This window comes from Acetobacter sp. DsW_059 (assembly GCF_002153695.1).
GTDB classification, from domain to species: Bacteria; Pseudomonadota; Alphaproteobacteria; order Acetobacterales; family Acetobacteraceae; genus Acetobacter; species Acetobacter thailandicus.
Genome location: NZ_JOPI01000038.1, coordinates 16,508 through 30,186 on the forward strand (window position 1 = coordinate 16,508; position 13,679 = coordinate 30,186).

Consider the following 13,679-nt stretch of genomic DNA (forward strand, 5'->3'; position numbering starts at 1 on the left):
CGATCAACTACAAAACCACTCTGTCACAGTGCGCTATGAAGCCGATAAAGGCACTAACGACTCCTGCTCTCTGTATGCTGCAACAAAGCGTGAGGCGAGCACAATATCCTCTGCCGGGTAGCAAAAATGAAAACGATCATTCTCAAGGGGCCATACGCTCAGGCCGATGTCGTCATAAACCCTGAGAAATGATTTTTCCACTTTCCAGAAAACCGGCTTCAGACCGCGCTGAACAGCCAGATCGCGAAAACGCCAGATCGCTGACACACTGTCACTCTCAGGGCCGGCCGGATCACCAATCGCAACCAGAAATTTACCACGACGAAAGAAAGGAATAACCGCCTCTTTTGTCTCACCGGTCACATAACCCTGTGGAGTGATCTTCGAACTGACTATATTCGTAAGAGCGTGTGGTAATGTCAGGTAACGTGCCTGTGCTTCAGCACTCCAGCGTGTCACGGCTATGCGACCAGGCCACATCAGGCTGCCGGTTACAACCAGCCCAAGAAAAACAGCCAGTGCTATGCCACCACGTGTCGTATCAGAAAAAGAAAGCTCAAAAACAATCTGCCACCAGCTTCCGGCAGCATGATGACTGACCAGAATAAACATGCAGCCACACAGCAGCACCATACACAACAGTGTCGAAGGTGCCAGCGGCTCACTCATCAGCCGTGCACGCCGGTAGTAACATGAACGAAATGGTGCGATCAGAAATGCAGAGAACCCCAGCATGATAGGCACAATAAACGTGTCACCACGCATAAAGGTCATAACAGCAGAAAACAGTAATGCCCCGAGAGTCAGACGCCAGGCGAGCGTAACCCGCTGTGACAGCCCGACCGCAAGCCCTATAAAACCAACCCCCATCAGCGAAAGAACATAAGCACTGATTTTATTCAGCCAGAGCAGCAGGTGCCCTTCAGCAACGGGATATTTTGCAACCGGATCAAGCAATGTCAGGCAAATAAGCATAATGCCGCAGATCGAGACCGTGCCGGTCGAAACAGCGACAGAAAAATCAGCTTCACTTTCACGCACAAGCTGGCTGGGCCTGATGCGGCGTGGCTGCAATGGCTGGGAAGCCTGCCGTAATCTACGCCGCTTTTTTGCCTCAAGCGCATCATCACTGCGCATAAAAACTTCATGCGCGGCAAACATTCCGCCAGCCAGAAAAAGAGGAATAATATAATAATACAGACGAAAAATAAGAATAACGCCCATAATCTGAGGCGTAGACATATAAGGCCCGAGGGCGAGCAGCATCGCCCCGTCAAAAACACCCAGCCCACCCGGAACACTGGCAATAAGCCCTGCGCTGTATGATGCGATATAGACTGCAAGAAATGTAGGGTAATCAATCGCCACGCCTGCTGGCAGCAAGACATAAGCAATAGCCGCAGTTGCCGCTACGTCAGCCGCAGCAACCACAGTCTGCATAACCCCCATGGCAGGAGAAGGCAGGTCAACCTGCCATTTGCCTATTTTGATCTGCCTGAGCCTGAAAGCAAGGCCAATATACGCTACAACCAGCGCCCAGAGTGCAATACCAGCAAAAGTGAGCAGAAAGCCCGGCACATGCTTACCGGCAAGGGGAATGACCTGAGGCTCCCATACCAGGACACCACCAATAAGAACCGATGCCCCCAGCAGATAAGTAACTGAACAAAATGCTATAATCTGTGCGATGGAGAAGGAATCCACCCCCCAGTTACGGTACAGGCGGTACCGGACAGCTGCGCCGGAAACAGCTGAAAATCCCAGGTTGTGAGACAAAACATAAGAACAAAAAGCCGCAAAGGCCGTACGTTTATACGACACTTTCTTATAACCAACCTGAACAACGGCAAGCCGGTCGTAAAAAGAAAGTATAAAATAAGAAAGAAACGTACACCCCACTCCCAGAAACAGTTTTTTCTGAGAAATGGATGTCATGGCCTGTTTAATGTCAGAAAATCTAAGATCTCTGACCTCATGCTGAACGACCACTATCGCTGCAACCATCAGAAGCAGGCCAAGAGCGTGAGGCAAATGCCTTAACCAGCGCCGCTTCTGACACGCCGCTGGCTTGTTCTGCCCCTGCAAATCTGACAGATTTTTACTGTCCATTGAAAATAATGCCTGATTTATTCCTGAGGCTCTCGTAACAGGGCCGTTTCAATCAGTGCTACGGTTTCACTCACACCATACAGGGCAACAAAACCACCAAAACGTGGCCCCTCTTTTTGCCCGAGCAGCACTTCATACAAACAACTGAACCAGCTTCTCAGCGGGTCAAACTCATGGCGTTTACCGATCTCAAACACGAGATTTTGCAACACCGAAGCATCGGTGCTCTCACCTTCATAGCCCCGCAGAGATTCTGCCAGATCAACCAGAGCGGCACGCTCTTTATCTGTCGGCACACGAAAAACTTTAGAAGGTCTCACGAAGTCAATATAATATGCGACCGCATGTCGGACAAGACCAGCCAGCATAGGGTGTGTCTCAGGCGAGACATCTGCATCGTAACGGCGGATAAACCCCCACAACACTTCAGGCGTTTCTGCATTAGCAACCGAAGCAAGGTTAAGCAGCATGCTAAAGAATACAGGTGAGCCTGACTGAGCCTCGACCTTCCCTTTACCAAAGAACCATGCCGGGTTCCCACGCAGGTCCCCCTCCGGAGCGTCAGAGGCCTGCAACGCCAGGGCCTTATCAACATGAGTCAGATAATCATCTGCAGCTTTAGGGATGACATCAAAATACAACCGCTTTGCACGCTGCGGCTGATTAAACATGAACTGCTCAAGGCTTTGCTGAGGGGCATATCGCAGCCACTCTTCAACCGAGAGACCATTGCCTTTCGACTTGGATATTTTTTGCCCCTGCTCATCAAGGAAGAGCTCATACGTCAGACCAGCCGGCGGCTCCCCTCCCAGAATACGGCAGATTTTACCTGAGAGACGCACACTATCAATCAGGTCCTTACCTGACATTTCATAGTCCACACCCAGAGCATACCAGCGCATAGCCCAGTCAGCTTTCCACTGCATTTTAGCGTGGCCACCGGTCACCGGCGTTTCGAAAACTTCACCTGTTGCCGGGTCAGTCCAGCGCACTGTGCCTTCAGCCGGGTTTACTGCATCCATCTTAACCTGCATCACCTCACCTGTGCGTGGATGCAGGGGCAGAACAGGAGAATAGGTTGCACGTCGGTCTGCACCAAGTGTTGGCGCGATAACCCCGACAATCTCCTCATGCACTTCAAGAACACGCCTCAGTGCGGCGTCAAAACGGCCACCTGTATAATAGAGCGTTGAGGAAGCGAATTCGTAATCAAAACCAAACTGGTCAAGGAAATTGCAAAGACGGGCGTTATTATGCGCGGCAAACGATTCGTGGGTTCCAAACGGATCAGGCACACGCGAGAGTGGCTGACCAATAAACTTTGCCAGCATATCGCGCTGCGGCACATTGTCGGGCACTTTACGCAGAGCATCCATGTCGTCAGAAAAAGCCAGAAGCTGCGCAGGCTGCCCCGTCAGCTCAGTATAAGCCTGACGCACCCACGATGTGCGGGCGACCTCTCCAAATGTGCCAATATGCGGCAGGCCTGACGGGCCATAACCGGTCTCGAGCAACGCAGGCCGTGCAGCCTTGCCGTCACCTTTGACACGACCCTGACGTGCCTGAACATGATCGGCTAATTTACGGGCCTCTTCAAAAGGCCACGCACGCGGAAGAGGGGGTTGGGGTGTATTTGGATCTGACATTTTGCGGAAGCTATGAACTGTGCAGACTTAGGTCAATAAAAAACAATAACGTCACGCACTTTACTGCTATTTTTTTACAGCTCTTGACCATAAACAGCACACGCTACATCCTGCTGCGGCACTATTAAGCGTATTGTCACATTACTTGTGTCAAAAGAGGTAACCCATGACCCGCACAGCCGCTCTGATTCTGATCGGTAATGAAATTCTCTCTGGCCGCACACGCGATGACAACATCCAGTTTCTGGCAACCGGCCTCGGCGAGCTGGGCATTCCTCTGCGTGAAATCCGGGTTATCCCTGATGTACAGGCAACAATTGTCACGACAGTCACCGAAATGCGTGCGCGCTATGATGAAGTGTTCACCACGGGTGGCATCGGACCAACCCATGACGATATTACGGCTGCCTGTGTTGCTGAAGCATTCGGTGTGCCGTGGGAGTTTCATCAGCCAACATTTGAGCTGCTCAGCAAACAGTTTGGAGAGAACTTCAACACCGCCCGCCAGCGCATGGCCAAATTTCCACGTGGCGCGACCCCTATTCCTAACTCAGTCTCAGGCGCCCCTGGTTTTACAATAGGGAATGTGCATGTCATGGCCGGTGTACCCCGTATTATGCGGGCGATGTTCACTGCTCTGGCGCCGACACTGCAGCATGGCCTGCCTGTCATGTCACGAACCTGGCACACCACAACATTATTTGAGGGCTCTCTGGCTGAAGAGCTTGAGCATATTCAGACTAGTTACCCGCACCTTGATATCGGCTCATACCCTTTTCACCGTCAGGATGGCCGACGCGGTGTTGCTCTCGTTGCCAAAGGCCAGGATGAAGACGCCGTTATTAAAGCGGCAGAAGCAATCTATGATCTGATTATTAAAAAAGGCGGGTCTCCTGTTGAAGGAGAAGCCCCGCCCTGATCGGTTTTTTTAATTTTGTAGCCTGTGAGAAATTACTTAGACGGCACTTCACGGCCCATCGCGAGGAATTTCTCACGCCGCAGCTCTTTAAGACGCGATGACGACAGCTTCTGCAAAGGCTGTAACTCTTCTGCAATTGCCTGGCGCACTGTATTAAATACGGCCTGCGAGTCGCGCTGTGCTCCGCCAACCGGCTCCGGAATGATACGATCAACCAGCTTAAGGCGCAGCAGATCCTGCGCTGTAAGGCGCAGTGTTTCAGCTGCAACGCTCGCCTGCTTAGGGTCACGCCACAAAATTGAAGCACAGGCCTCTGGTGAAATAACAGAGTAGATCGCGTGCTCAAGCATAAGCACCCTGTCACCGGCACCTAAAGCAACAGCACCACCTGAGCCACCTTCACCAATCACTGTTGCGATCAGAGGCACAGGGGCTTCAAGGCATACATCAATTGAGCGTGCAATAGCTTCAGCCTGCCCGCGCTCTTCCGCATCAATACCAGGCCATGCACCTGCAGTATCAATAAATGTAAGAACTGGCAGCTTAAACTGACCTGCCAGTTTCACCAGACGCTGTGCCTTACGATATCCTTCGGGGCGGGCCATACCAAAATTACAGGCCAGGCGGCTGTCAAGATCAGAGCCACGCTCAGTGCCGATCACCACAACAGGGGTGCCATTGAAACGACCGATGCCGCCAATAACAGCACTGTCGTCAGCATAGAGCCTGTCACCCGCCAGAGGTGTAAATTCAGTCAGCAGAGCGGCCACATAATCTTTGACATGCGGGCGCTGCGGATGTCGCGCAACCTGCACTTTCTGCCACGGTGTCAGCCTGGCATAGATAGCTCGCAGGTGCTTCTCTGCCTTCTCCTGAAGACGAGCAGTTTCCTCTGCGATATTTACCCCATTGGGGTCACTCATCTGCCGCAGTTCATCGATCTTGTTACCAAGTTCGGCGACGGGCTTTTCGAAATCAAGATACTGATGCATGCGATGCGCATAGCATATCCGCGTATAAAACAAAATTAATTCATGAGCTCACAGAGACAAAATACACACAGAGAAAATGCCCTAATTTCCTTTTCTGCCGCCGCCTTCGGCTAAAGGATGGCAACTCTCTACGACGCGCCGCAAATGCTCTGTTTGCACATGCGTATATATTTGAGTCGTAGAAATATCTGCATGCCCCAGCAGCATCTGCAAAGCCCGCAGATCAGCCCCCCTGGCAAGCAGGTGCGTAGCAAAAGAATGCCTCAGCACATGAGGGGAAAGACATGTCGGATCAAGCCCGGCTCTGACACCAGCCTCGTGCAGAATTTTATCAAAAGCCTGACGGGTCAGAGCACGCTTTGGGTCACGCCCGGGAAACAGCCATGGGCTTTCAAGCCAGGCATCACAGGCATACAGCTCTTTAACCGCCTGCCAGGCCGTGACTGAAACCGGGACCAGACGCTCACGCCCGCCTTTACCGCGAATCAGCAACATAGGCCGTTCGCCCCTCAGCGCCTCTCTGGGCAAAGACAACAGTTCAGAAATTCGCAACCCGGAACTATAAAGCAGCTCCAGAGCCGCACGCGCAACGAGCATACGGCGCTTCTGCGCTACCGTATTATCACTCTCCTGCACATGACAGGCCTCTATAAGAGCCTCGACCTCTGCCTCAGAGAGAAAGTGAGGCAGTGCCAGCTCAGGGCGTGGCGAATCAAGAGTCGCAGCAGGATTATCCTTCCTTATCCCCTCACGCAGCAGGAAGAGATAAAACTGCCTGATGCATGACAGCCGCCGCGCAATTGTACGACGCGCCTGCCCATCTGCACCAAGGTCAGCCAGCCAGGCAGCCAGCTCGTCTGTTTTTGCATCAACAGGCAATATTCCACGCATGGCCAGGAAATCAGAGCACGACTCGAGATCTGCTGCATAGGCAGCAAGTGTGCGCGCTGAAGCCGCACGCTCTGCTACCAGCATTTCAAGAAACAGTTCTGCCTCGTGCCCTTTGATCATCACGGTGCCGGAGCGGCCTGAACAGCTGGTGCGGCTGGCGCCACCGGAGCCGCCAGAGGCACAGGCGGAGGAGGTGCCGGCGGCATAGCCTCAGCTGGCATGACAGCCATTGGAGCAGGAGCAGCCTGAACAGCAACGGTGCCGTGTACTGCCTGCTGTGCAGGCGGGTGAACAGAACCACCCAGAGCGAAAATACCACCGGCAAGAGCCAGGCAGATGACAGCAATACCAATCAGTAGCTTACGATTCATTTTTCTTTTTCCCGTCATAAGCAGAGAACATAGATGTGTTCCTGCAGCTCTATGGTAAGCTGAGCATCATGTCATCACGTATCTTATCATCACATCAGACGGCAGACCCGCCTCCGCTTCCACTTAACCTGGAAAAAATTACTCACCAGCATAATGCAGGCGCCCCTCCTTCGCGACGCAGCATCGTTCTGGTGGGGCTTATGGGAGCCGGGAAAACCACTATAGGCCGCAGGCTTGCTGACCGCCTGCGCCTTCCCTTTATTGATGCTGACGTTGAAATAGAACGCGCAGCAGGCTGCTCTATCGCTGAAGTTTTTCGCCTCTACGGTGAGGCTGCCTTCCGTGACGGAGAGCGCCGTGTCATTCGTCGCCTGCTCGAAGGCCCGCCTATGGTGCTGGCAACGGGTGGTGGTGCCTATATGGATGCCCAGACACGCGCCCTTGTACGCGAGCGCTCTGTTTCTGTCTGGCTGCGCTGCTCACTGCCGGTTCTTCTCAGTCGGGTTATCGGCCGGACACACCGCCCGCTCCTGAACACGGAGAGCCCTCATATTGTGCTGTCACGCCTTATGGACGCACGTCACCCGATTTATGCCGAAGCTGATATTATCGTCGATTGCGGAGAATATAACGTGGATCACAGTACAACCAGAGTGATCGAGGCTCTGGCTCATTCACGCCGGCCAGTCAGCCTGCCCGTCGCTTTATCACACACCTCATATGACATTCTGATCGGCACAGACCTGCTTCAACGTGCCGGCGCTCTCCTCGCCCCGCTGCTACCGCAGAAAAAAGCAGTTATTATCACGGACAGTAATGTCGAGACTCTTTATCTGGAAAGACTCCAGAACTCTCTGAGTGAAACCGGCATCACCTTTCGCACACATGCGGTCATGCCCGGAGAAGCGTCGAAAAGTTTTAAAACATTTGAAAGCATTATCGATTCCATCCTTGAGGATGGCATTGAGCGTAAAACCGCCATCATTGCCCTGGGCGGCGGGGTTGTAGGTGATCTGGCCGGCTTTATCGCCGCATCGACTCTGAGGGGGCTGCCATTTGTACAGATTCCGACAACGCTGCTTTCACAGGTCGACTCCTCAGTTGGTGGTAAAACCGGCATTAACACCCGGTGGGGTAAAAATCTGGTCGGAGCTTTTTGTCAGCCTCTGACCGTACTGGCTGACGTTTCAACCCTTCAGACTCTACCACTAAGAGAACTGAAAGCCGGATATGCCGAAATCGTCAAAGCAGGGCTTATTGGCAGCCGCAGGCTGTTCAGATGGTGCGAGCTGAACGGAAAAGCTGTTCTTGAAGGCAACACAGAAGCACAGACCGAAGCTGTACGGCAGGCCTGTGCCTTTAAAACTGAGGTCGTGGCAGCTGACGAACGTGAACAGCAGGCCAGCAACGGGCGGGCTCTGCTCAACCTTGGCCACACTTTTGGTCACGCACTCGAAGCTGAAATGGGATATGACGGACGCCTGCTTCACGGTGAAGCCGTCTCTGTTGGCATGCAGCTTGCGTGCGCACTCTCTGTCAGACTGGGCCTCTGCCCCGCTGCTGACTATGAGCGGCTGACAGCACATTTGCATGCTCTTGAGATGCCGGCACACGTTCGTGATCTGCCATACAGCTTCAGCGCCCGGACACTCATCACTCATATGCAGCGCGACAAAAAAATGCAGGACGGCAAACTTTCTTTTGTTCTGTTACGCGGAATCGGAGAAGCCTTCACCAGTCGCGATATTGACGACCATCTTGTGCATGAGGTCCTGACCGAAGACGGCTGCATATCTTAAAAAAAGATTTTTTAAACCTTTCAGATTTATTATGGCAGACCTCGTCAGGTCTGCCATAATCCTGCCGTGTTTAACGGCGAGATAACTGCGCAGGCTGCCTGATATGAAGCCTGCGACTTGAAATCACTGCCTTATTCTTCAAACAGTTGCATCAATAATTGTTTGTCGGAGCGAAACAAACTGTTGCACCCAGGACACAATTGTGTTTTGTAATGGCAGTAAGGATGCAGCTACGGGTTTCTATTTTAGAACTAATCGTTTTATTAGAACTTCAGGCATCTAAAGTAACTTGGTCCGCCGAATGGTTGGCGGCATAATTAACAGATGAATTATTGAGGGCGAAAAAATGCGTCTCCGCACGGCGTTACTTGCAACCACACTAATGGCAGCGGCTCCTGCGGCCGCATCTGCCACCACCATTACCGGACCTTACGTCAACGTTGGTGGCGGCTACAACCTGGTCCAGAGCCAGCATGCTCACATCTCCGGCTTTGCCGGTGGCGCATCAAGCGATGAGAACGTCAGTTCTTCACGCTACCGCCACCAGAACGGCTTCACCGGTTTTGGTGCATTTGGCTGGGGCTTCGGCAACGGTCTCCGCGCTGAAGTAGAAGGTGTTTACAACTACTCAGAAATCAATCACCGCACGGCATCTGTTGCTAACAAAACACGCAGCAGTGATCAGTCTTACGGTGGTTTCGTTAATGTTCTTTACGACATTGACCTGAAGCAGTTTGGCCTTGATGTGCCTGTTACACCATTCGTTGGTGTTGGTGCCGGCTACCTGTGGCAGCATTACAACCCAACCTACTCTTATTTCTCTAACAAAAACACAAGCCATCTTGGCGGCACAAACGGTGGCTTTGCTTACCAGGGCATCATCGGTGCAGCTTATGACACCGGCATTCCTGGCCTGCAGGTTACAACTGAATACCGTATGATTGGCCAGCCTGGCTCATTCGTTGATGGAGCTTTCTCTTCATCAGCTAACTATGCCAACGGCAGCACAGGTCGCGGTCACGTTAACTTTGACCAGCGCTTCAATCATCAGTTCATCCTGAGCCTGCGTTACGCTTTCGACACAGCTCCACCAGCACCACCAGCTGTTGCTCCTGTTCCGGCAGTGCCAGTACACGCACCAGCTCGTTCTTACCTGGTGTTCTTCGACTGGGATAAAGCAACACTCAGCGCACGCGCTCGTCAGATCGTAGCTGAAGCTGCACAGGCTTCAACACACGTTCAGACAACACGCATCGAAGTTAACGGCTACACCGATAACTCAGCAGCACACCCTGGCCCACGTGGTGAGAAATACAACCTGGGTCTTTCTGTTCGTCGTGCAGACAGCGTAAAAGCTGAACTGATCCGCGATGGCGTTCCTGCTGCTGCAATCGACGTTCATGGTTATGGTGAAGCTCACCCACTGGTCCCAACAGGCCCTGATACACGTGAGCCTCAGAACCGTCGTGTGGAAATCATCCTCCACTAATACGGCTGGTCTTTATGACAAGGAAAAGAGGTGTCTCACGACACCTCTTTTTTTTTGCTATCCTTCTTCTGTGTTCACACAGGGGCGTAAAATATAGTGTCTGAAAAGCTTACAATTTTCCTTTCCCGATTCACTACAGCGGAAAATACCGCAATGGTGATAAGGCTTTTCAAATTTGGAAGTATCGGCTGCCTGGGCTTTATATGGGATTCTGCAACCGTTTATGGTCTGCGCCCTTTTACTGGCCTGACAGCTGCCACTCTTATTGCATATTTTGTCGCAGCCACCCTTAACTGGCTGCTCAATCGCCTCTGGACATTCAGAGAAGTCGAATCCTTTGATCATCCGCTCCGTCAGTGGGCTCGTTTTCTTGTCGCAAACAGTCTTGGTTTTCTGCTTAATCGCAGTACGGTTTATACGCTATTTTACTTCTTCCCTCTGTGCAGGGATTATCCGGTTATTGCGCTGGCAGCCGGCTCCCTCGCTGGCCTCATCGCCAATTTTAACCTGAGCGAAAAAATCGTTTTTCGAAAAACCATATCCTCTGCTCCATCTCCGGATCAGACGAGTAACGTACAATCAGAGCCGGAAAAAACATCTCCCACCAAAGATGCTGCATGATGCATTTACCACGCTGAATAACACCGCCTCTTTCAGTAAAGAGCGGAGTGCGCTACATAGAACGATGGGTTAAGGAAGTTTCTTTGTTTTCCTGCCTGGCCGTGACTGGTGTTTTATGGATTTTTTCTGCAAAGAATACCGCTTAACACTCTCATGTGCCCAACCAGTTTCAGGACCGTCTGCCTCAAGCCATGCTAACAACAAACGATATCCGCACTACATTTCTGGATTACTTTGCCGGAACAGGGCACCAGATTGTCCCCTCTTCTTCGCTGGTACCACGTAATGACCCTACTCTGCTGTTTACCAATGCAGGCATGGTTCAGTTTAAAAATGTCTTCACCAGACAGGAAACACGACCTTACTCACGTGCAACAACAGCGCAGAAGGTTGTAAGAGCAGGCGGCAAGCATAACGATCTTGATAATGTTGGCTATACAGCCCGTCATCATACCTTTTTTGAAATGATGGGGAACTTCTCGTTTGGAGATTATTTCAAACCTGAAGCAATTGAGCTTGCCTGGACACTGGTAACAAAAAATTTCGGCCTGCCCAAAGAAAAGCTGCTCGTCACAGTTTATGCTGAAGACGAAGAGGCTGCCAGCCTCTGGCGCAAAATTGCAGGACTTGATGACAGCCGTATCATCCGCATCCCTACAGCTGACAATTTCTGGCGTATGGGTGATGTCGGCCCGTGCGGTCCGTGCTCTGAGATTTTCTACGATCATGGCCCTGACGTTTTTGGTGGCCCTCCTGGCTCCCCCGACGAAGATGGTGACCGGTTTGTAGAAATCTGGAACCTCGTCTTCATGCAGTATTTTGAAGATCCGCCAGGCACACGCTCACCATTACCAAGCCCGTCTATTGATACAGGCCTGGGGCTTGAACGCTTTGCGGCTATTTTGCAGGGCAAGCGCGACAACTACGATACAGATATTTTCCAGGCGCTGATCCATGCATCATCTGAGCTGACACATCAGGCCGCAGATGGCGCTTTCAAAGCCAGTCATCGTGTTGTAGCTGATCACCTGCGTTCATCAGCCTTTCTGATCGCTGATGGTGTGCTGCCCGCCAAAGATGGTCGTGGCTATGTCCTTCGCCGCATCATGCGCCGCGCTATGCGTCACCTGCATATGATGGGTACGAAGGACCCTTCATTCCACAAGCTGCTCCCTGTTCTGCTCCAGCAGATGGGCCAGGCGTACCCTGAACTCACACACAGCGAGAGCCTAATCCGCGAAACTATGCGTGGTGAAGAAGAGCGCTTTAAGGCTATGCTTGACCGTGGTCTGGCTCTTCTGACGGAAGAAACTGATAAGCTGCCTTCCGGCGCACCCCTGCCAGGTGATGTGGCCTTCCGTCTTTATGACACTTTTGGCTTTCCCCTCGACCTGACACAGGATGCCCTGCGCAGCAGCGGTCATACCGTTGATGTCAGTGGCTTTGATGCTGCTATGGCTGTGCAGCGTGAGCGTGCTCGTGCCTCCTGGGTTGGCTCAGGCGATACCGCGCTTGAAACGATCTGGTTTGAAGCACGGGATAAGTTCGGCTCATCCGAGTTCCTTGGTTACTCTACCCGTCAGGCAGATGGTGAAGTGCAGGCCGTAGTTTCAGGTAACGCCTTCGTCAAAGAAGCCTCAGCCGGTGACGAAGTTGCTGTTCTGCTCAATCAGACTCCGTTCTATGGCGAAAGTGGTGGTCAGGTTGGTGACACCGGCACACTGACAGGCAAAGATTTGCAAATTGCCATCACCGGCACGCAGAAAAAAGCTGGTGATCTGATCGTTCATTACGGCACCATCATTAAAGGTACGCTGCGCCCGGGTACGGCTGTGACAGCAACGGTTGATCATGAACGCCGCTCAGCTATCAGCGCTCACCATTCAGCAACCCACCTGCTTCATGAAGCGCTGCGCCGTATTCTTGGGACGCATGTGACACAAAAAGGCAGCCTGAACGGGCCAGACCGCCTGCGTTTTGACATCAGCCAGCCCCGCCCTGTCACAGCTGAAGAGCTTGCGCAGGTCGAAGCTGAGGTAAACCGCCTGATCAGAGAAAATTCACAGGTCGTTACCCGTTCAATGACACCGGATGAAGCGGTTGCCGAAGGTGCAATGGCTCTGTTTGGTGAAAAATATGGCGATGAAGTACGCGTAGTTTCTATGGGCGTATCTGACGGCAGCAAAGCCGCATGGTCTGTTGAGCTGTGTGGTGGCACGCATGTTAACCGCACCGGTGACATAGGGCTGTTCCACATTACGTCAGAAAGCGGTGTATCTGCCGGTATCCGCCGTATTGAAGCTCTGGCTGGTAAAGCCGCTGAGGACTTCTCACTCGCAAACGAGCAGCGTCTGCAGCAGATGGCCGGCATGATGAAGGTCAGTGTATCTGATGCGCCTGAACGCCTGGCAACTTTGCTTGAAGAACGTCGCATTATGGAGAAGCAGATTTCGCAGCTCCAGCGCCAGCTGGCCGCGGGTAATGCGGTTTCAGCCGGAACGGAAACGGTAGCTGGTGTACGTCTTGCCGTTCGCAATGTTGGTGACACAGCCCCCCGCGAGCTCAAGGGACTTGCTGAAACCATTCTCAAACAGGGTGAAACGGATGTCGTCGTTCTGATTTCTACCGCCGGAGGCAAGGGCAGTGTCGTTGCAGCTGTAGCAGCCGACAAGACCGAGGAGCTTGATGCGGTAGCTCTTGTAAAAGCTGCAAGCATTGCCATGGGCGGCAAAGGTGGTGGCGGACGGCGCGATATGGCTCAGGCCGGCGGCCCGGATGCTGACGCTGCTGATGCTGCATTTGAAGCTGTTCGTCAGATTCTGTCTGAAAAGAACTAAGAGCA

Annotated in this window: 10 protein-coding genes; 5 read left to right on the top strand and 5 right to left on the bottom strand. The window is 52.5% G+C overall.

What is annotated here, in order from left to right; translation table 11 throughout:
- Positions 1 to 33: 33 nt before the first annotated feature.
- Together HK25_RS08990 and HK25_RS08995 are read right to left on the bottom strand one after the other, a co-directional pair.
- A complete protein-coding gene (locus HK25_RS08990) occupies positions 34 to 2,109 on the bottom strand; it encodes a lysylphosphatidylglycerol synthase domain-containing protein (protein WP_086635987.1) in 2,076 nt (691 codons plus the stop codon).
- Between the two features lie 17 nt (positions 2,110 to 2,126).
- Positions 2,127 to 3,755, bottom strand: coding sequence for a lysine--tRNA ligase (locus tag HK25_RS08995; RefSeq protein WP_086635988.1), 1,629 nt, complete (start codon positions 3,753 to 3,755; stop codon positions 2,127 to 2,129).
- A 166-nt stretch (positions 3,756 to 3,921) separates the two neighbouring features.
- Here HK25_RS08995 and HK25_RS09000 point away from each other — a divergent pair, with 166 nt between their 5' ends.
- Positions 3,922 to 4,674, top strand: coding sequence for a molybdopterin-binding protein (locus tag HK25_RS09000; protein WP_086635989.1), 753 nt, complete (start codon positions 3,922 to 3,924; stop codon positions 4,672 to 4,674).
- A 32-nt stretch (positions 4,675 to 4,706) separates the two neighbouring features.
- On the opposite strand, the gene HK25_RS09005 is transcribed toward HK25_RS09000, so the two are convergent.
- The 3 genes from HK25_RS09005 to HK25_RS09015 form a co-directional block, all read right to left on the bottom strand.
- Positions 4,707 to 5,666, bottom strand: coding sequence for an acetyl-CoA carboxylase carboxyltransferase subunit alpha (locus tag HK25_RS09005; protein WP_086554473.1), 960 nt, complete (start codon positions 5,664 to 5,666; stop codon positions 4,707 to 4,709).
- A gap of 81 nt (positions 5,667 to 5,747) precedes the next feature.
- A complete protein-coding gene (locus tag HK25_RS09010) occupies positions 5,748 to 6,677 on the bottom strand; it encodes a tyrosine recombinase (protein ID WP_086554474.1) in 930 nt (309 codons plus the stop codon).
- Entirely contained in the window at positions 6,677 to 6,928 is a 252-nt protein-coding gene (locus tag HK25_RS09015; RefSeq protein ID WP_086636003.1) for a hypothetical protein, read from the bottom strand. Before HK25_RS09015 ends, HK25_RS09010 begins: the two co-directional genes overlap by 1 nt.
- Before the next feature lie 68 nt (positions 6,929 to 6,996).
- Between HK25_RS09015 and aroB the strand changes: the two genes are divergently transcribed.
- From aroB to alaS, 4 genes are all read left to right on the top strand, one after another.
- Positions 6,997 to 8,727 carry a 3-dehydroquinate synthase gene (aroB, locus tag HK25_RS09020; RefSeq protein ID WP_086636004.1) on the top strand — a complete coding sequence of 577 codons (1,731 nt, stop codon included), beginning with the start codon at positions 6,997 to 6,999 and terminating at the stop codon, positions 8,725 to 8,727.
- Positions 8,728 to 9,073: 346 nt separating this feature from the next.
- The gene (locus HK25_RS09025; protein ID WP_086635990.1) at positions 9,074 to 10,216 is read left to right on the top strand and encodes an OmpA family protein; all 1,143 of its coding nucleotides are present in this window, start codon (positions 9,074 to 9,076) and stop codon (positions 10,214 to 10,216) included.
- Positions 10,217 to 10,369: 153 nt separating this feature from the next.
- A complete protein-coding gene (locus tag HK25_RS09030; protein ID WP_086554476.1) occupies positions 10,370 to 10,837 on the top strand; it encodes a GtrA family protein in 468 nt (155 codons plus the stop codon).
- A gap of 191 nt (positions 10,838 to 11,028) precedes the next feature.
- Positions 11,029 to 13,674: an alanine--tRNA ligase gene (alaS, locus tag HK25_RS09035; RefSeq protein WP_086635991.1), complete on the top strand. Its 2,646-nt coding sequence runs from the start codon at positions 11,029 to 11,031 to the stop codon at positions 13,672 to 13,674.
- The last annotated feature ends 5 nt before the right edge of the window (positions 13,675 to 13,679 follow it).